We start from the raw sequence: 18,917 nt of genomic DNA, 5'->3' as shown, positions 1-18,917 counted from the left end.
TGGTAAATTAATCCTAAATTCCTAATCGTTGGTAAACTTCTTCTAAATGCCGCAGATGTTGCTGGGGGTCAAAACACACCTCTAATTCCTCTGGAGACAACTTTTGAGTAACACGTGGGTCTTTGCTAATTAAATCCTGGAAGTTGCCTGCTGGTTTGTTCCAAGCGGCGTGAGCGCTTTCTTGGACGATCGCATAAGCATCTTCTCGGTTGCTTCCCTTGTCTATCAAAGCCAGTAGTACTTTTTGGCTGAACACAACGCCGCCATAACAGTTGAGATTCCGTTTCATGTTCTCAGGATAGACTAACAGGTTTTTCACCAAGTCGGTTATTTCTGAAATCATAAAATGGGTTAAAGTGCAAGCATCTGGCAAAATTACCCGTTCTACAGAACTGTGGGAAATATCCCGCTCATGCCATAAAGCAACGTTTTCTAAAGCTGCACCTGCATGACTTCTGACGAGTCGTGCCATTCCCGTCAGTCGTTCGGAACGGATGGGGTTACGCTTGTGTGGCATTGCTGAAGAGCCTTTTTGACCTTTGGCGAAGAATTCTTCAACTTCTAAAACGTCTGTTTTTTGGAGATTGCGAATTTCTACAGCAAAACGTTCAATGGTTGCTGCTACCAAGGCTAATTGTTGCACGTAGTCAGCGTGGCGATCGCGGGAAATAACTTGTGTTGAGGCTGTATCAGGTTTGAGTCCGAGTTTTTGGCAAGCGATCGCTTCTACACGGGGTTCAATATTAGCATAAGTTCCCACCGCACCAGAAATCTTACCCACAGCGATCGTTTGCCGGAGTATTATCAAGCGTTCTTGATGTCGCAATACCTCTGCTAACCAACCAGCTAGCTTAAAACCAAAAGTGATTGGTTCAGCGTGAATACCATGCGATCGGCCAGCCATCACTGTATGACGATGTTCACGTGCTTTTTGGCGAATTACCTGAATCAAATCTTCTAGACGTTGCAACAATATATCTAGGCTGGCAACTAATTGCAGTGCTAAAGCCGTATCCAAAACATCCGAACTAGTTAAACCCAGGTGAATATAGCGTCCGGCATCGCCTACATATTCATTGACATTTGTCAAGAAAGCAATGACATCATGGCGGACTACAGCCTCAATTTCTAGCACCCGCTTCGGGTCAAAATCTGCTTTGGCTTTAATTTCCTCAACAGCTTCAGATGGAATGTAACCAAGTTCAGCTTGAGCCTCACAAACAGCAATTTCGACTTGCAGCCAAGTTTTTAGTTTATAGGCTTCATTCCACAGATTAGCCATTTCGGGCAAAGTATAACGCTCAATCACAGTTCGGCACAGAATACAACCGTCATATTTTACAGTTTAATTAATGTAGATCGCTTTTTAACGCTACTTTTTGCTCAGGGACAGAACTAGTTTTTGAATCCGACATGATGATACTAATCCTGCCGTCAGCCTCTATATACGCCAATTTCACATCAGCTAAAAATTCTACACCTTGCTGACGTAGCTTGCTCATCAACTCATCATCTGTAATTAACTCTCGTTGCAGATGGCGTTCAATCATCCGACCATTTTTTACCAGCAGCAGTGGTGGCGGATTCAAAAAACGTTGGAACTGAGGAAGTTTGTAGCCTAACCAGTTCAGCAAGTAACTCCAAAAAATCACTGTTCCGACCAGAATCGCACCTTCAGTAATCGATGTGTAATTACTTGCCATTGCATTTTGAGCAGCTTCCGCAAATAGCACAACTACGAGTAAATCAGTAATTCCTAGCGTTCCTAATTGTCGGCTAGGAAGTAGGCGTAGCACTGAGAACAGCGCTAAGTAAACTAGTGAACCACGGATAATCAACTCAAAGACGCTGATGCTAGGAACAAAAATTGCGTGCCAATTGATGAAAAACCATTTTTCCATATAATTCTGGAAAAAATCCAATATAAACTTATTTGTGTTTTTTTATCCAACAGAATTCATGAGTCAGAATGGGTTAAACCCCCCGCTACCGCTAACAGAATGAATTATTAATTAACCAGACTTGATATTAGATACTCCAATATCTATCAAATTTACAAATATAAATTTCCTGTAATCATGGATTAAAATCGCTGATTTCTTCTTCTCTGTTTTAAGCGCTTGGGCTTTTTAAAATTCTGAAATAAGGGATTAATAAAACTGGAAGATGTCTTTCTATTAGTGGATACTTGCTTAGTTGGAGTAGTGTCATCATATTCCCTGTTATCAGACAGAGGTATAGCATGTTTAGTTGGGGTTATGCCGCTGCCGTATCTTCTGGCATAAACTTGGGTAAACTCTGCACCAAAGAAAAGAATCTGTGCGGCATAGTTAACCCAAGCTAAAATAACGACCAGTGAACCAGCAGCACCATAAGCTGAACCAAAACTACCATTACCTAAATATTGTCCTAATAAAAATCTCCCGATAGAAAACAAAAATGAGGTGAGAATAGCTCCAACGAAAACGTCACTCCAAGCAATTTTGACATCTGGGAGAACTTTAAAAATTAGTCCAAATAGGAACGTAGTGATGGCAAAAGAAAGGATGAAATTGAGAATCTGCCAGAGAAAATCAACACCTGGTAACAAGTTGCTAAAGTATGTTACTAATGCTGCTAATGCCGTGCTAATTACTAGAGAAACTAAAAGTAAAAAGCCAATACCAATCACCATTGCAAAGGACAAAAAACGTAGGCGAATCATGTTAGTTACGCCGCGTCCAGGTTTTGGTTTTACTTCCCAAATCGTGTTCATGGCATCTTGCAATTCGGTAAATAAACCAGTAGCACCTAAGAGTAAAACTACAACACTAATAATGGATGCGATCGCTCCTGTCTGTGGTTTGTTAGCATTTTGGATAGCTGTTTCGAGGAATTTGGCGCCATCTACTCCGACTAAACCTTGAATTTGTCCGACAATTTGACCCCTTGCCGCTTCCTCTCCAAATACTGCACCTGCGATCGCAATTACAATAATTAGCAACGGTGCGATCGAAAAAATCGTGTAATAAGCTAACGCCGCCGCTAACCTTGAGGCTTTATCCTCACTCCATTCTTTGAATGTCTCTTGTAATAACTTCCAAATTGCTCGCAAGTTCATCAAATCAGTCTCCTTCTAAGGGATGTTGCTTAGTCCCTGATATATTGGATACTGATTTACTGAGTTGTGACATCCTCCCAAGGGTGTTTTGGCAGCGTCCTTGGGGAGGAGTTTAGAACTTTATCGCCAATTGGCGCTAATTAAAGATGCGCTGATTGGCTAACCCTAACCCCAGTTAATCTCTTCTGTGTCCTAGAGGGTGTTTGAAAAGCCTTGGCGACTAGAAGTCGCGGCTACACAAACGTACTCCTTTGGAGAACCCGTTGGCGCAGCCTCTCGAAGAGAAGGGTAGTCCACCTCCGTGGACTAATAAAAATTAAGAGTTTTTAACTCAATACAGTTCAGATAAGCCCAAAACCATGATGTAGAGACGCGATTTATCGCGTCTTCAAAGACCAATCATCTATACCAATAACCCTTAACCCAAGCGTATTGGTTTTTAACCCACGTTCGCGTAGCGTTCCATAAGGAAAGATGAGTTTTGTTTGTGTAGATGCGGTTTTTAACCTCCCTTTCATTGCATTCTATCGATTGTGCGATACTGAATTGCTTCCGCCACATGATTAGTTTTTAGCTCATCTTCTCCTGCTAAATCTGCAATAGTCCGTGCTACTTTGAGAATGCGATCGCTTGCTCTGGCCGATAAACCTAATTTTCTAATTGCTGCTTCTAATAAATTACGACTAGCATCATCTAACTTGCACCATTTCTGGAGATGACGACTTTGCAAATGGGCATTACAACGCAGATTTGCTTCTCCTTGGAAACGGGTTATTGCGCGATCGCTTGCTTGTTGCACCCGTTCGCGTACTGATATTGATGTTTCTCCCGTCGGTTGTTGGGTAATTTCTTCTGGTTTTAAGCGATTCACTGCAACTTGTAAATCAATTCGATCCATCAACGGCCCAGAAAGTTTTGCCCAATATTGCTCGCGTTGGCGGGGAGAACAAGTACACTGTTGGATGGTATCGCCATAGTAACCGCAAGGACAGGGATTAGTACTTGCAACTAAAGTAAACTGTGCAGGAAACATGACTGATAATTTGGTGCGGGAAATTGTGACGTAGCCATCTTCTAGAGGTTGACGCAGAAATTCCAACACATCTCGTTTAAATTCTGTTAGTTCATCTAAGAAAAGTACACCTCTGTGAGACAGTGAGATTTCTCCAGGACGAGGGAAGCTACCACCACCCACCAGAGAAGGGCCGGATGCTGAGTGGTGGGGACTGCGAAAAGGGCGATCGCGTACTAATGAACCACGATTTTTCAATAAACCAGCTACCGAATGAATGCGAGTCACTTCTAAAGATTCAGCAAAGGTTAAGGGCGGTAAAATTCCTGGTAAGCGTCTTGCTAGCATAGTTTTACCACTACCAGGCGGGCCGACAAAAATTAGATTATGCCCACCAGCCGCAGCAATTTCTAAAGCACGACGCCCATGAGCCTGTCCTTTTACATCATGCAAATCTGCACCAGGGTATGATGCTTTTGCTATATCTACTGTACTATCAAGCTGCACAGGTTTGTAACGCCCTGGATTATTTAAAAAATCCACTACCTCAGATAGATGTTTGTAGCCATAAACAGCCAAGCCTTCAACCACTACCGCTTCTTGGGCATTATCAGCAGGGAGAACTAAACCTGCAATTCCCATTTTTTGGGCTGCTGCGGCGATGGGTAATACACCAGCCACCGGACGCAAACTGCCATCTAGAGAGACTTCACCCAAAAATAGATAATCCCCCAACAAATCAGCGCTAACTTGCTCAGAAGCCGCTAAAATTCCTACACTAATAGGTAAGTCAAAACAAGGGCCTTCTTTGCGTAAATCTGCCGGAGTTAAATTAATGACTATTTTTCGCATCGGAAAGGCAAAGCCAGTATTTTTCAAAGTTGCTTTGACTCTTTCTCTCGATTCTTGAATTGCTGAATCTGGTAGTCCCAAGACAACAATTCCCGGTAATCCCCCTGACACATCGACTTCTACGCCTACTTTGACGGCATCGATGCCCACAATTGATGCACTCCAGACTCTAGCAAGCATTTCTTATATAAGAGTAAACCAATAGATATCTCTAGCAGATGAGTTAGTTGGTTGACATTAGTGAAAGCACATAGACGATTTTGGGCAATTCATCAATTGCCCATCGCATTATCGCCAGTGCTGGGGTATTTTCAGATTTTCCGGTAGGATGGTTGTGCGATCGCCAATTGCTTCTTCAATCTGCTGCGATTCTACATTTTCCGAACCGCTCAAGTTTGCTCCACAGAGGTTAGCTTCTTGGAAATTAGCTTCTTGGAGGTTAGCTGTACTCAGTAATGCACTGTCTAAATTAGCTCCAGCCAGTTTTGCCCTTTGCAAGTTACTGCCAATCAAGTTTGCATCTTGGAGATTGCTACCCTCGAAGTTGACTTCTTCTAAGTTAGCATCACAAAGAATTGCTCCTTCTAAATTGGCATCACAAAGAACTGCACCTGCCAAATTGGCATCACAAAGAACTGCACCTTCCAAATTGGCATCATAAAGGATTGCTTGAGAAAGGTTCGCTTTTCTGAGGACTACGCCTTGGAGATTGGCTTCTGGAAGGATGGCTTTTTGCAGGTTGGCTTCATAGAGGACTGAACCACAAAGATAGGTTACTGATAAGTCTGCTTCCGAGAGGTTGACTCGTGTAAAATTTACCCATTGCAAATTAGCACCGACAAGCATTGCTCTTGAGAGGTTAGCTTCCGTTAAGTCTGCATTACTCAAGTCTGTATTGCGTAAATCGAGTTTCTGATTGATTGGATCTTTGGATGAATCGCGTCGTCCAATGACAGTTAAGGCTGTTTGAATATCTGTAGGAAGTTTTGATGATTGCCTTGACTCATCCTCATATTCCTGATTCGCCGAGGCATTTTCGCGGATAAAAGCAGCGAGAATTTCCATGATTGTCCAATGGTCTTTTGGAGAATCTTTGGCAATTCGTTCTAAAGCATAAATTGCCGCAAATCGCGTTTCAATCTTTTCATTTCCCAATTGTTCAATTGCTTTAGAAAAGCGTTCGGGAACAATTTCTTGTGGAGTTAGTTTGGTATGATTGATACTGTTTCCGATGTTGTGATCCCAAGCTAGTGTTCCAGCCAGAAGTTGGGTTAACAGACTGTGATTCTCATCTAGAGAGAGTCTGGAGGTATAGTAAGCATTAATAATTAATGCCAATCCTCCAATAATGATGGCAATAGTTGTTAATGCTTGAGTAATATATTCGATTTTTTCTTGAGTTGACAATTCTTGAATATTTTCAAAAAATGAGAAAATTAGAGTGAAGGATAAAATAAATATAACTGAGATAAATACCAATAAAGTCGTGTGCCCATTGGTCTTTATGAAAGACATGTCATAAGTCTTCATATCCGACTCCTTACGGAAATAAATTTAGGTTGATTCTAAGAGTATCCGTAAAGTTATGATAGAGTGAAAACACGGATAAAATTGACCGGTTATTAAATCTACGACATAAAAATTATCTATATATAGTCATCCTGAATCATTCGCGATCGACAAGATCCTCGACTTTCTAGAGAAGTCAGGGATCGCATTATTCACGAATGATTCGCAGTTGGGGCACAACATTTTTCTCCATGAACTGAGTATTTCAGACAATTAAAAACACGATATTACTTGTGAGAAATAGTTTAAAGTCTGTAACATTAACCAGGTTTATCTAACTACTAAGGTTGATAACAAACTCTAAGTAGATTGGACTAAGTACACCATTTAATTAATTCGTAGCGAATAAATTTGGCAAACCTCTGCGCTTTCCTCCGCGTCCCTCTGCGTTTAAAATTTGGTATTTACGCAATATAGGGCAATTTTCGTGATACCAAAAATTGTGCGATCGCTACCAAAGTTTTTTCTAGCAATTGCGACTTGTTTGCTCGTATTTTACCTATCCCCAGTTAACGCTACAACTATCGGATACTTAAGCGAACAAGGAGAACTATTTCGCCAAGCCCTAGCTGCTGCTAAGTTAACTCCAGAGGATGTCCGCTTCGATATGAAAGATATGGATCTCTGGGGCAGTGATAAATATCGAGTCAAGTTGCTAGATGTGTTTTTCGATAACCCCTGGAAAATCAGTCCTTACACCCGCACCATTACTCAAGATCTACTTGCAGCTAAATCAGATTTAGCACAACTCGCCGCCAGTGCCTACAAAAGAATCGATGGCGGCGTGAGTCCCCAATTAAACAGAGATTTGCTGACAAAATATAAACAGCAAGTACAAAAGCTGGGTGATGATGCCTTAGCTGTTGCTCTTGGTAAACTAAGCACTCAGCCTGCTGATAGTTTTAATACTAGCGAATACAAAGCTTTGCCACCAAAACTACGTTCGGCGGTAGCGCAGTTTTTATTTACAGTACCAGATGCACTGCATTATAGACAGGTGGGATTGTTGCGATCGCTAGCTAAATTACAATTAGATGCCGATCGCACCTACACCGAAGTATTTAACTACGCAGTTAAAACTGTGGAGGAAGAAGCCGCAGAAGAAGAAGATATTAGCCCAGAAAAGGTACTGTTAATTGAATCTCTTTTAGACAACGTTGATTTTAAAATGCTCAACACAGGAGCAATTTTAACAGCCGCCGCTGTTGGTGAAATGCAAAGTCAAATCAGCCAAATCCCAGTTAATTTGTTGTCAGGAAATTATAACTACAGCATAAATACACCCCAAGGTCGAATTATTCTCAGTGGTAAAGGCGATCAAGTCTATTCCCCTGACGATTACCTATTGATCGTAGATGTTGAAGGTAATGATACTTACTCTGGCGGTGCTGCGACTAAAAATATTGCTCATGGTGTCAGCGTCACCTTAGATTTAGCTGGCAAAGACCGCTACTCTAGCCCACCGGGGAAAATTCCCAGCTTTGGGGCTGGTATCTTTGGCTATGGATTGCTGTTAGATTTACAAGGTGATGATAGTTATGAGGCAGAATACGCCAGTCAAGGCATAGGTATTTTTGGTACTGGCATACTCTACGATGCCCAAGGTCAAGACACTTATCAAGGCATTAGTAATCTCCAAGGCAGTGGTACTTTTGGTTCAGGACTGCTGATTGATAATCAAGGTAGCGATCGCTATTCTCTCTATAGATACGGTCAAGGCTATGGCTTTACTAAAGGAGTGGGTCTGCTATTAGATAGTGTAGGTGACGATAAATACATTGGACTAGAAGACAAATATCCAAACGGCGGCCCATTTGGAGCCAAAAGGCACGTCCATTTTATCCAAGGTGCAGGTTTGGGAAGACGTGCAGACTATACAGAGGGTCACAGTTGGGCTGGGGGTGTAGGAATGCTAGTCGATGGCGCAGGAAATGACCGCTACGAATGTGAGGTTTACGGTCAAGGTACAGCTTACTGGTATAGCTTGGGCTTTTTGGTAGACAAGGTGGGTGATGACTACCACGATGCTGGCTGGTACAGCCTGGGAAGTTCGCCGCATTTTGGCGTGGGAGTTTATCAAGATGATGGAGGAAGCGATCACTATACAGGTATCATTATGCAAAGTTTAGGCAATGGTCGTGACTGGAGTATTGGCTGGTTTGAAGATAGTGCCGGCAACGATTGGTATAACGGCAGCTTAATGACCTTTGGTACGGGAGATATTAACGGTATCGGAGTTTTCTGGGATAAGCACGGCGATGACACTTATCTATCTTTATTAGAACCAGCTTACGGACAATCGCGGTTAGAGGGTGTCACTGGTTTACGAGAGTTGATGCTGACATTAGGCTTATTTGTTGATGGAGGCGGGAAAGATAATTACCTGCTATTGCCAGAAACAGACCCCCAAAATAAATTGCCTGATACAGCGCTCAATACTCAATCTCTGGCAACTCATCCTGTTGCTGGTAACGATCGGACTTGGTGTCGCCCGACAAAACCTCGTGATGTCAAAATGGCTTACGGCTGCGGTATTGATGCCCAATAAGTTCGAGTAAAAATGAGAGATGATGCTCAGAGGTTCAAGATGCTAAAAATTCACTGAGAATAACAACAGGTAAACCAGGAACATTACGAAAGCCTTTATCGTTGGTAATAAATTGGTTAGAATTAACAGACAAAGCTGTTGCAGCATGAATAGCATCGGGTGTTTTGAGATTACTTGTAGCCCGAAGGCTAGCAGCTTGTCGCAGTATTGATTGACTAATAGGAATTAACTGCACTGGAGATGATAATAATAGTTCTTCATAGTCTGCTACTAAAGAATTATTGCCATTACGTAATGGAACAATTAAAACCTCCATTAATATTAGCTCGCTGCTGATTATTTGAATTTCTCCTGTATAAAACTTAGACCATAGTGGTTGCAGAAGAGAATAATAATCAGGGTTGCCTTCAATAGTATAAATAGCCACTGAAGTATCTATATAAATAGAGCCACTTGTTGGAAGTATTAGCTGTCCCATGATAAGCGCTCTTCTTGTAGTTGTCTGTCTATATCTTCAGCAGTGCGAGAAGGGTGTCTCCTACGGCTTTCTTCTATAATGTCGAGTACAGAACGATATTTTGGTTCAGATTTTTCTGGTAAAATCACAAATACATCAACGCTATCGCCTATTTCGGCTTCTGGAATTTCAATTTCTATTTTGTTTCCTGGTAAAACTTTGGTTGTGATACGTAAAGCTGATTGCATGGTTTCTCCCTCAACATTTCTTAAATACTGTAGGCAAGATTGTTCTCTTCTATATTCTCCTACAAGCCATAAATGGCAGCAGTATTTTCATCTATTTCTTGTTTTTCGATAAATAATCCAATAAATAAACAAATTTATCAGTATGTCTGTGTTGTTATCAGACATAGCTTTCATCTTCCTCATCTCCAGAATTGTTACGGAGACTTTTGGTAAAAACTATAGCATTAAGAGAAAACGGTAGAATACGCCCAAATAACGAATGATGCAGTGATAACTTAACCAGACTGCCGCCAATGTGTCGGTGCTTCGATATAATCAGGTAGACGAGTGGTGCGATCGCCAAGTGCATCTCTAATCTGCTGCAACTCTAGGTTTTTCGCTCCTGTCAAAATTGTCCCTTCCAGTTTGACATCACTTAGGTTAGTGTGTGAAAAGTTAGCTCCCATCAAGTTTGCTTGAGTTAGATTAGCTTGATAGAAGGTTGCCTTATACAAGTTTGCTCCAATCAGGTTAGCCTGATACAAGTCAGCTTCCGTTAAACTGGCTTCTGAGAGGTTGGCAAAATAGACTTCTGTTTGGTGGAGTTTAGCTGCATTCAAATTAGCCCCACAAAGGTTAGCTCCATTTAAGTTCGCCCCACAGAGGTTAGCACCAATCAAACCCGTTTGCTGTAGGTTGGCTTTACCCAATTTTGCTCCTTGCAAGTTAGCTAAAAACAACTTTGCTCCAGAGAGATTAGCGACTTTTAAGGTTGCTTGTTGCAAGTTAGCTTTATAAAGGTTCGCTCCCTGTAAATTCGCTGCACGCAGACTTGCACCAGACAGATTAGCTGAACGTAGATTTGCTCCAGAGAGGTTGGTACGATTGAGGTTAGCCCAACAAAGGTTAGCTCCACACAAACTAGCTTTTAGTAATTTGGTTTCATAAAGAATCGACTTAATGAGTTTAGCGCCACTAAGGTCACATCCACTCAAGTCAGCCCCGCGCAGGTCAGCCCCACTCAAGTCAGCCCCACGCAGGTCAGCTTGTTGCAGGTTAGTTTTTAGTAGGTCTGCTTGTCTAATGTCAGTGTTACGTAAATCAAGTTTCTGATCTTTTGGGTCTTCGAGTAAATTACGCCTGCCGATAACACTCAGGGCTGCTTGAATATCGGTGCGTATTTTTGGCAATTCTTCATGAAGATTTTGATCTACCTGCGGTGTCGGACGCGATCCACCTCTACGCCTACTTGAATAAACTGCTCCTTGATATTCGGGGTTTTGTTGCTCACCTTTGACGTGCTGAACAGGTGCATTCTCTCGCACAAAGGCAGTGAGAATTTCCATAATTGTCCAGTGTTCTTGAGGAAAATCCTGAGTAACTCTTTCTAGGGCATAAATTGCACCTGTGCGGGTTTCAACCTTTTCATGACCAAGCTGGGCAATTGCGCCCATAAAACGCTCTGCAATCAATCTGTCTTGATTGAGTTTGGCATTTTGCAGGCCAATTTCTAAGTTTTTCTCAGATGCGATCGCACTCTTTTGCATCGCTTGGGCACGCCTCGCTGCATAATAGGTATTAAACATTGCTGCCGATGCGAGAAAAACTATTGCAGTAGTTGTTAAAGCTTGGTTTCTATACTGAATTTTTTCTTGAATTGACAATTCTTTAATACTTGACAAGACAAAGAAAATTACAGTCAATGAAAAACCAAATATAAGTGTTATGGCGATCAACCAATTCAACAGAGGGTCTGTCTTTTTAGAAGACATGGTAAAAATTTTCCTTACAACCTAGAATTATTACTTAGATGTTGGGGAAAAATAGTATAGCATCTAGCAGAAAATTATAATAGGTGTCAAGACACTCGTTGAACTACGGAATAATATCGAATATACTTGTAGATTAGGGCATAAATAAACCACCCCTTCCAAATCAATGAAACCCTTGCAGTACAATAATTACGGATTACACTGAAAATAACAAATGGGGTGTTGAGAGTAGAGAGTTAGGAAAATTAATCAAGCGGATATGATATTAGTATTTTAGTTAGAGAATTTGGTTTCTCTGAGGTTTGCCCCATCAAGTATGGCATCATTTAAAATTGCCCCATCCAATCTAGCTAGATATAAACTGGCACGATGCAGGTTAGCTCCAGAAAAGTTTACTCTCTCTAGATTGGCTGCACTGAGGATTGCTCCTTCTAAGTTGGCTAGATATAAGTTAGCTCCTTCTAAGTTCGCTGCACTAAGTATTGCTCCCGCTAGATTAGCTTCTCTAAGATTTGCCCCAGCAAGGTTAGCTTGATAGAGATTTGTCTGTTGTAGATTCGCCCTATTTAAATTTGCTCCTCTCATGTCTGTGAAGCTCAAATCAAGTTGCTCATTTTCTGGGTCTTTGTTTACATCTCTTCTGGCAATAACAGTCAACGCGGCTTGAATATCTACACGAACTTTTGTTGATAAGTTGCTTGTTACTTTCTCTTGGGGTATATAAGGAGCATTTTTTCGGACAAAATTACTCAGAATGTCTATGATTATCCAGTGATACTGTGGATGATTATGGGCAATTTGCTCCAAATCATTAATTACAGCCAGACTGTTTTCTATTGTGTTATTTCCTAGCTGTTCGCTTGCTATTCTTAAACGTTGTTTTGGCGACGGATACTGAGTTTTTTTAACTTGCTCCTGGAACATAGGTATCCACAAGAATATTTTTGATATTTGAATGTGATTTTTTGGTAAAATATTTTTCATGATATGAGAAGCATTAATAATTACTGATACCATTTCTTTGTGAGGCTGCGCCAAATTTTCTTTCTTCCTTTGTGTCCTTTGCGCCCTTTGCGGTTCGTTTCTTATATAAGTTGGCGCATCTTTATACAGAATTGGTATGAAAATATCCGTAAGGGCTAACAGCCTTTTTTAAAATTTGAATATGCTAATTCAATAAACAAAACGAAAAATCTAACTATTGAGCAAATCTACCTGGCTATTAGAAATCGCGGCTACACAAACTTTCGTCCGCCTGCGCGGACTCAAGAAATTGGAAACCCACGGAGGTGGGTTTTGTCTGTATAGCCGCGAATTATATTCGCCTAGATATATTTTTACTAATCATGATGATTTTGATGTATTCCTAATCAGGGATTAACTAAAAATGAGTATTGAAATGCAGAAAAACAAACAGCCAATAGTTAAAAAGCTGGTGTTAATTGGTGGCGGTCATAGCCATGCTATTGTTATGAAAATGTTTGGAACAAAACCGTTACCAGGAGTAGATTTAACGTTAATTAGTGCAGCATCAAAGACAGCTTACTCTGGAATGTTACCAGGACACATTGCCGGATTTTATAGCCACGATGAATGCCATATTGACTTGCAACCCTTGACGAACTTTGCTCAAGCACAGTTATGTATTGACACGGTAGTTGCCCTAGACTTGAAAAATAACAAAGTTCTTTGTGCTAGTGGACTTGCGGTAGATTTCGATGTGCTGTCTATTGATATTGGCAGTACTCCCGCCACAATATCTGTATCAGGTGCGGCAGAATATGCGATCGCAGCTAAACCAGTATCGCAGCTATTAGAGCATTGGCGTGAATTAGTTGAAGCTGTAGGTAAAAATCCTCATGAACCAATTAGTATTGCGATCGCAGGTGGAGGCGCTGGCGGTGTAGAATTAGCCCTATCGATGCGATCGCGTTTACACCAGATTTTACATCAAGCTCAACAACCTATTCAAAACCTGGAAATTCATTTATTCCAGCGTGGACAAGAACTGATGCCGAATCATCATGAATCAGTACGGCATTTACTTCAGCAAATTTTAACTGAGCAAGGCATTAAACTCCATCTTGGGGAAACTGTGTGTAAAATTGCACCCATAACACCCAAGGAAACTAAAGAAGTCTTTGAAATTAAATGTGAATCTGAGTTGAAAATAGAGTGCAATAAAATCTTTTGGGTAACACAAGCTTCAGCACCCGAATGGTTAAAAACCTCTGGACTAGGAACTAATGAGCAAGGTTTTATTCTCGTAGAAAATACGTTGCAATCTCAAACGCACCCGCAGGTATTTGCATCTGGTGACATTGCCACAATGGTAAATCATCCGCGTCCGAAATCTGGGGTATTTGCTGTTAGACAAGGCAAACCTTTGTTTGAGAATTTGCAGCGAATTTTATTAGGTAAGTTGCTCAAACCTTACATACCACAGAAACAATATTTGAGTTTAATTGGTACAGGAGACAAACGAGCCATCGCCACACGAGGTATCATCACTTTACCACCTCACAAACTATTGTGGCATTACAAAGATTGGATTGACCGCCGTTTTATGGAACGCTTTTGCTTGGAATAATATCATGTCTGGATAATTCTATAGCAAGGTTTTACCCCACCCTAACCCTCCCCTTATAAAGGGGAGGGAACTAGATAGATTTCTTGTTTCCCCCCTTTATAAGGGGGGATTAAGGGGGGTAATTTGACTTGTGTGTACACCGTATTACGGGGTGGGGTTCTTCAAAGCTGTTCAATTAGCTCAATAATTTGTTGATAGTACTGAATATTCCCTTCTTGATAATATAAGTCTGCGGATTTCTGAAAATCGGTAATTGCTCTTTGAGAGTCTCCCAAATTTCTGTAGACATCTGCCCGAAGGATGTAAGCAGAAGCCCAATTAGGCTGACGCTGTAAGGCTTGGTTTAAGTCTGTAAGCGCCCCTTGTAAATCTCCCAACAGAGAACGGCTACGACCCCGATTGTACCAGTCTTCGGCAAAGCTGGGGTCGATCGCGATCGCTCGACTGTAATCTTCTATTGCCCCTTGATAATCTTCTAGGGCATAGTGAGCATTGGCACGATCGCTGTAAAATGCAGCAGATTGGGGATTTATTTGCAATGCTTGGGTGTAATCTGCGATCGCATTTTCATAAGCTTCTAAAGCATAATGGGTAGAACCTCGGTTGTAATATGCTTCAATTAAATTAGGATTAATTTTTAATGCTTGATTATAATCGGCGATCGCTCCTTGTTCATCTCCTAAAAGACGACGAGCATTTCCCCGATTGCAATAGGCTTGGGAAAAGTCAGGAACAAGCTCTATGGCTTGAGTGTTATCATCAATTGCACCTTGTAAATCTTGCAAAGCTTCACGGGCAATACTCCGACCATAATAAGCTGCGGCTAAATTATCATTAATTTCTAATGCTCGATTATAATCCTTAATTGCGCCTTTATGATCTCCTAAAGAACGACGAGCCGCCGCGCGATCGCAATATCCTTCTGCTAAATTAGGATTGAGTTGTAATAAGCGATTGCTATCTTCAATTGCACCTTGATAATCTCCCAATCGGCGAAGAGCATTAGCCCGAAAGCCATATACTAAAGCTAGTGTGGGATTTTCTTGTAAAGCTCGGTCATAATCTGCGATCGCACCCTGATAGTCTTCAAGAGTACTACGAACTAGACCACGCTCACAATAGGCTTGCACATCATCAGGATTCAGCTTTAATGCTTGGTTAAAGTCTGCAATTGCTTCATGATAGTTTTTGAGGTGAGCTAGCACAAGACCCCGATTATAGTACGCTCCGGCAAAGCTGGGATTGATTTTCAGGGCGTGGTTGTAATCTCTGATCGCACTTTGATAATCTGCTAAAGCGTAGTGGGCATTACCTCGGTTATGATAAGCTTCCGCCAAGTTAGGATCTAATTGTAATGCCTGGTTATGGTCAGCGATCGCTTCTTGATAATTTCCGAGAATATGGTGAATATTACCGCGATTGCTGTAAGCTGCGGCAAAATGGGGATGCCATTGTAAAGCTTGCTGAAAATCTGCGATCGCTCCTTGATGATCGCCCTTCTCAAAACTAGTTACGCCCCGATTATGATAAGCATTGGCAATATCAATATTGATGTTATCAGCTAATTGGGTACTCATTTCGATTGTTTGGATATAATCTGCGATCGCTTTGTCGTAGTTTTCCAAAGCAAAGTAGGCATTTCCCCGACTGTGGTAAGATTGCGCCAGTTTGGGATCTAATTGTAGCGCTTGGTTATGGTCGGCGATCGCACCTTGATAATCGGCTAAAAAGTAACGAGCATTAGCGCGGTTGTAATAGGCTGTGGCAAAATTGGGATTGATTTCGATAGCGCGATTGAAGTTAGCGATCGCACTGCGATAATCTTTGAGTTGACCAGTTAAAATCAGCCCGCGATTATGGTAAGCTTCGGCATAGTCAGGATTTAGCTTGATTGCTTGGGTGTAAGCTGCGATCGCGGCTTGATAGTATCCTTGCAAATTGTGGTTTAATCCTTGGTTAAAAAAATCTTCAGCATTCATATAACTTTTTTGGCTTTTGACATTCTCTAGCCTAAAGCATCAGGATTGTTAGCGATAGTTTGTGTAGCCGCGATTTCTAATCGCCTGGTATCCCTTTTCTGTTATTCTGACTTCTGAAGTCTTACTCTTTAGGTGACATTTTAATTTCTACTTTTTGATTTAAAGCTGCTGCAATCCGAGCCAATATAGACAAAGAATGTCCCTCATAGTCAGCATCTTCTAGTCGAGCAATGACTGACTGGGTAGTACCGACTAAATCGGCTAGTTGTTGCTAGGTTAGTCCCTCTTGTTTGCGTGCATCGTAGATGATTTGAGATACTTGAGCATTTATTGATGATTCTCTAACCCTCTCTTGTAATTCTGGATCTGACTTCATCATTCTTTTAATGATTTTCAGTGCATCATTAGTTTTCTTCATTTGTTTCTGACTCTGGTTCGATATAAGTATGAACTTCTGAATTGACTATCAATCCCGTTGCCGGGAATCATTTATTTGAAAGCTGCGATCGCTCATGCCATGTTAATTGAAGACGATTATCGATTTGTTTCAATCCCGTTGCCGGGAATCATTTATTTGAAAGTAAGGATAAATTTTGAGATGCTGGAACATTGAATTGTTTCAATCCCGTTGCCGGGAATCATTTATTTGAAAGCTACAACCCTAACGATTAATGAAACTTTAGAAATTATGTTTCAATCCCGTTGCCGGGAATCATTTATTTGAAAGCTCGGTTTTGGGCTGAGAGTGCGATCGCGTTTACTGTTTCAATCCCGTTGCCGGGAATCATTTATTTGAAAGTTCACACTGTTATTTAACAGCAAGCTATGTTGCATAGTTTCAATCCCGTTGCCGGGAATCATTTATTTGAAAGTTTCGTATCTCTGCCCTTCGGACGTCCTCTGCTGTTTCAATCCCGTTGCCGGGAATCATTTATTTGAAAGCCCGTCCGCGACGTGAGATAAACTCACGTTTCGGCGTTTCAATCCCGTTGCCGGGAATCATTTATTTGAAAGTAAGGAGATTTTGCAGAATTTGTATCAGCTACAGGCGTGTTTCAATCCCGTTGCCGGGAATCATTTATTTGAAAGAATTGTTACCGCAAGCCGTAATCAAGCAGGATAAAAGTTTCAATCCCGTTGCCGGGAATCATTTATTTGAAAGCCTGTGCCCGCAATTGGGTCAGTAATTGTTTGGGGCGGTTTCAATCCCGTTGCCGGGAATCATTTATTTGAAAGCGAGTTATTAGATGTGTAGCTTTGACCCAAGTTTCAATCCCGTTGCCGGGAATCATTTATTTGAAAGACAGCAATTGGGTAACTTACTTTTGGATGGTAAAATGTTTCAATCCCGTTGCCGGGAATCATTTATTTGAAAGTTGTAGCCAATAGTATTAAGCGTATTATCCCGATTGTTTCAATCCCGTTGCCGGGAATCATTTATTTGAAAGAAAGACGTAGCTAATGGGTAAAATATGCGTTATTGGTTTGAGTTTCAATCCCGTTGCCGGGAATCATTTATTTGAAAGTCAAAATGGTCGAAAGCTCTTGAGAAAAAATACAAGATGTTTCAATCCCGTTGCCGGGAATCATTTATTTGAAAGAAAAGCTAAAGTGAGCTTGGTTGAATTCCTGCTTCGTTTCAATCCCGTTGCCGGGAATCATTTATTTGAAAGCTTTTAAAATTCCCTTACCACTGATTCTTCGGGTCTCGTTTCAATCCCGTTGCCGGGAATCATTTATTTGAAAGCTGAAGCTATTACTAAATTAAGGGAATCAATAGACGATTGTTTCAATCCCGTTGCCGGGAATCATTTATTTGAAAGGTTACGGGCATTACGGGCACATAATTAATCTTGATGCGTTTCAATCCCGTTGCCGGGAATCATTTATTTGAAAGTCCGCCAGCCAGAAGCTAAATATAGAGCCATTCCCGCCAGCAATTTTGGCAGGTCTAATTTAAAAGTCCGTTTCCGGGATTCATTAGTAAGCTCTACATTCATACATAAAACGCTGAAAGTATTGAATTGTCAAGGTTCTGTCGATTTGGCGGGAGGTGGGGGGTTTTCGCCTGTGCTTTGCCCTGCCAAAAAATTTCACCGCCATTATATTAACATCATACTATTATCGTCTCTTCTTGTCGAGGTTGCTCGGAACCGTAGGTAATAGTCTTACGTACCGCTCCAGCATCCAAAACATAGATACGTACTGAATCTTCGGCTGGTTTAATCAAGTTTTCAACTTGCACCTTTAGTTTAGCAAACTGCATGGCAGTCAAAAAACATTCAAAAACGCTGTACTGTGTCCAAGTTCCATAACCGGAAAGCATTTTATGTAACTTTGTTCGCCGCTTATTCGCCGCTTTACTATCGGGCAAATCGTAAATTATCAGGTAAAACAAAGTACTCATCGCAGTGTCAGGGCTTTATAGGGAACCCCTTCTTGTAAATGCCGACTTAATAAACGTGCTTGCAATTCAATAGCACGACGATAGCTGCAATGATAGCCAAAGGTAGGATGCTTAAACTCGTCATTCATTTTTCGTTCCCATGCTTGCAAAAATTGTTTGCGTCCGGCTTCCGAAAGTCGATAAGCACCGAGATTATCAGTAAAATCATCGGGTTTAATTTCTTTATGGCTGATAACCGAAAGTATCAAATTATCCGCAACCAACGGGCGAAATTCTTCCATTAAATCGAGAACCATTGCAGGTTGTCCTCTAGTGGTCTGTCAAAACTAAATCTGTGAGTTTATGGAAAAATGGAGAGGCTATTCGCTATCAACCGCTCCATTGGTTTGAGGAACTTCCCATGC

15 protein-coding genes, 1 pseudogene and 1 CRISPR repeat array are annotated in these 18,917 nt (G+C 41.3%); of the genes and pseudogenes, 2 read left to right on the top strand and 14 right to left on the bottom strand.

Annotated features, from left to right (window positions below; genetic code table 11):
• Positions 1 to 13: 13 nt before the first annotated feature.
• The 6 genes from purB to V7L07_RS21820 form a co-directional block, all read right to left on the bottom strand.
• Positions 14 to 1,309: an adenylosuccinate lyase gene (purB, locus tag V7L07_RS21845; RefSeq protein ID WP_335060984.1), complete on the bottom strand. Its 1,296-nt coding sequence runs from the start codon at positions 1,307 to 1,309 to the stop codon at positions 14 to 16.
• Between the two features lie 40 nt (positions 1,310 to 1,349).
• Positions 1,350 to 1,901 carry a DUF421 domain-containing protein gene (locus V7L07_RS21840; RefSeq protein WP_334706430.1) on the bottom strand — a complete coding sequence of 184 codons (552 nt, stop codon included), beginning with the start codon at positions 1,899 to 1,901 and terminating at the stop codon, positions 1,350 to 1,352.
• Positions 1,902 to 2,083: 182 nt separating this feature from the next.
• Positions 2,084 to 3,100 carry a YihY/virulence factor BrkB family protein gene (locus V7L07_RS21835; protein ID WP_335060998.1) on the bottom strand — a complete coding sequence of 339 codons (1,017 nt, stop codon included), beginning with the start codon at positions 3,098 to 3,100 and terminating at the stop codon, positions 2,084 to 2,086.
• A 377-nt stretch (positions 3,101 to 3,477) separates the two neighbouring features.
• Positions 3,478 to 3,618: a hypothetical protein gene (locus V7L07_RS21830; RefSeq protein ID WP_335060983.1), complete on the bottom strand. Its 141-nt coding sequence runs from the start codon at positions 3,616 to 3,618 to the stop codon at positions 3,478 to 3,480.
• On the bottom strand, positions 3,615 to 5,144 hold the full coding sequence (locus V7L07_RS21825; protein WP_335060982.1) for a YifB family Mg chelatase-like AAA ATPase: 1,530 nt from the start codon (positions 5,142 to 5,144) through the stop codon (positions 3,615 to 3,617). The genes V7L07_RS21830 and V7L07_RS21825 overlap by 4 nt, the downstream gene beginning before the upstream one ends.
• A 108-nt stretch (positions 5,145 to 5,252) precedes the next feature.
• Positions 5,253 to 6,479, bottom strand: coding sequence for a pentapeptide repeat-containing protein (locus V7L07_RS21820; RefSeq protein ID WP_335060981.1), 1,227 nt, complete (start codon positions 6,477 to 6,479; stop codon positions 5,253 to 5,255).
• Positions 6,480 to 6,960: 481 nt separating this feature from the next.
• Here V7L07_RS21820 and V7L07_RS21815 point away from each other — a divergent pair, with 481 nt between their 5' ends.
• On the top strand, positions 6,961 to 9,081 hold the full coding sequence (locus V7L07_RS21815) for a hypothetical protein (RefSeq protein ID WP_335060980.1): 2,121 nt from the start codon (positions 6,961 to 6,963) through the stop codon (positions 9,079 to 9,081).
• A gap of 34 nt (positions 9,082 to 9,115) precedes the next feature.
• Here V7L07_RS21815 and V7L07_RS21810 read toward each other — a convergent pair whose 3' ends face one another.
• From V7L07_RS21810 to V7L07_RS21795, 4 genes are all read right to left on the bottom strand, one after another.
• Positions 9,116 to 9,559 carry a type II toxin-antitoxin system VapC family toxin gene (locus V7L07_RS21810; protein WP_335060979.1) on the bottom strand — a complete coding sequence of 148 codons (444 nt, stop codon included), beginning with the start codon at positions 9,557 to 9,559 and terminating at the stop codon, positions 9,116 to 9,118.
• Positions 9,547 to 9,786, bottom strand: coding sequence for a hypothetical protein (locus tag V7L07_RS21805; RefSeq protein WP_335060978.1), 240 nt, complete (start codon positions 9,784 to 9,786; stop codon positions 9,547 to 9,549). The genes V7L07_RS21810 and V7L07_RS21805 overlap by 13 nt, the downstream gene beginning before the upstream one ends.
• Positions 9,787 to 10,061: 275 nt before the next feature.
• Positions 10,062 to 11,537, bottom strand: coding sequence for a pentapeptide repeat-containing protein (locus V7L07_RS21800; RefSeq protein ID WP_335060977.1), 1,476 nt, complete (start codon positions 11,535 to 11,537; stop codon positions 10,062 to 10,064).
• Between the two features lie 273 nt (positions 11,538 to 11,810).
• Positions 11,811 to 12,554 (bottom strand): pentapeptide repeat-containing protein, encoded by a 744-nt coding sequence (locus tag V7L07_RS21795; protein WP_442936074.1) that lies wholly within the window; start codon positions 12,552 to 12,554, stop codon positions 11,811 to 11,813.
• A gap of 382 nt (positions 12,555 to 12,936) precedes the next feature.
• Here V7L07_RS21795 and V7L07_RS21790 point away from each other — a divergent pair, with 382 nt between their 5' ends.
• Entirely contained in the window at positions 12,937 to 14,127 is a 1,191-nt protein-coding gene (locus V7L07_RS21790; protein ID WP_335060997.1) for an FAD-dependent oxidoreductase, read from the top strand.
• A gap of 161 nt (positions 14,128 to 14,288) precedes the next feature.
• On the opposite strand, the gene V7L07_RS21785 is transcribed toward V7L07_RS21790, so the two are convergent.
• The 4 genes and pseudogenes from V7L07_RS21785 to cas1 all read right to left on the bottom strand — a co-directional run.
• A complete protein-coding gene (locus tag V7L07_RS21785; protein ID WP_335060975.1) occupies positions 14,289 to 16,106 on the bottom strand; it encodes a tetratricopeptide repeat protein in 1,818 nt (605 codons plus the stop codon).
• Between the two features lie 271 nt (positions 16,107 to 16,377).
• Complete coding sequence (locus tag V7L07_RS21780) at positions 16,378 to 16,524, bottom strand: hypothetical protein (RefSeq protein ID WP_335060974.1); 147 nt, start codon at positions 16,522 to 16,524, stop codon at positions 16,378 to 16,380.
• 45 nt (positions 16,525 to 16,569) lie between these two features.
• Positions 16,570 to 18,003: a CRISPR direct-repeat array (repeat unit 37 nt; unit sequence GTTTCAATCCCGTTGCCGGGAATCATTTATTTGAAAG).
• 216 nt (positions 18,004 to 18,219) lie between these two features.
• On the bottom strand, positions 18,220 to 18,513 hold the full coding sequence (cas2, locus tag V7L07_RS21775; protein ID WP_334776412.1) for a CRISPR-associated endonuclease Cas2: 294 nt from the start codon (positions 18,511 to 18,513) through the stop codon (positions 18,220 to 18,222).
• Positions 18,510 to 18,818, bottom strand: a pseudogene (cas1, locus tag V7L07_RS21770) (CRISPR-associated endonuclease Cas1); the annotation flags it as partial. The pseudogene cas1 and the gene cas2, both read right to left, overlap by 4 nt.
• Positions 18,819 to 18,917 lie beyond the last annotated feature (99 nt).

Origin of the sequence: Nostoc sp., assembly GCF_036916985.1 — a bacterium.
Classification (GTDB): Bacteria; Cyanobacteriota; Cyanobacteriia; order Cyanobacteriales; family Nostocaceae; genus Nostoc.
This window is presented reverse-complemented; position numbering and strand designations above follow the sequence as displayed.

What these genes read in the sequence shown, in the direction of transcription:
- V7L07_RS21840 (WP_334706430.1), bottom strand. Translation starts at nt 1,901, where the DNA reads ATGGAAAAATGGTTTTTCATCAATTGGCACGCAATTTTTGTTCCTAGC.
- V7L07_RS21835 (WP_335060998.1), bottom strand. Translation starts at nt 3,100, where the DNA reads ATGAACTTGCGAGCAATTTGGAAGTTATTACAAGAGACATTCAAAGAA.
- V7L07_RS21830 (WP_335060983.1), bottom strand. Translation starts at nt 3,618, where the DNA reads ATGAAAGGGAGGTTAAAAACCGCATCTACACAAACAAAACTCATCTTT.
- V7L07_RS21825 (WP_335060982.1), bottom strand. Translation starts at nt 5,144, where the DNA reads ATGCTTGCTAGAGTCTGGAGTGCATCAATTGTGGGCATCGATGCCGTC.
- V7L07_RS21820 (WP_335060981.1), bottom strand. Translation starts at nt 6,479, where the DNA reads ATGTCTTTCATAAAGACCAATGGGCACACGACTTTATTGGTATTTATC.
- V7L07_RS21810 (WP_335060979.1), bottom strand. Translation starts at nt 9,559, where the DNA reads ATGGGACAGCTAATACTTCCAACAAGTGGCTCTATTTATATAGATACT.
- V7L07_RS21805 (WP_335060978.1), bottom strand. Translation starts at nt 9,786, where the DNA reads ATGCAATCAGCTTTACGTATCACAACCAAAGTTTTACCAGGAAACAAA.
- V7L07_RS21800 (WP_335060977.1), bottom strand. Translation starts at nt 11,537, where the DNA reads ATGTCTTCTAAAAAGACAGACCCTCTGTTGAATTGGTTGATCGCCATA.
- V7L07_RS21795 (WP_442936074.1), bottom strand. Translation starts at nt 12,554, where the DNA reads ATGGTATCAGTAATTATTAATGCTTCTCATATCATGAAAAATATTTTA.
- V7L07_RS21790 (WP_335060997.1), top strand. Translation starts at nt 12,937, where the DNA reads ATGCAGAAAAACAAACAGCCAATAGTTAAAAAGCTGGTGTTAATTGGT.
- V7L07_RS21785 (WP_335060975.1), bottom strand. Translation starts at nt 16,106, where the DNA reads ATGAATGCTGAAGATTTTTTTAACCAAGGATTAAACCACAATTTGCAA.
- V7L07_RS21780 (WP_335060974.1), bottom strand. Translation starts at nt 16,524, where the DNA reads ATGAAGAAAACTAATGATGCACTGAAAATCATTAAAAGAATGATGAAG.
- cas2 (WP_334776412.1), bottom strand. Translation starts at nt 18,513, where the DNA reads ATGAGTACTTTGTTTTACCTGATAATTTACGATTTGCCCGATAGTAAA.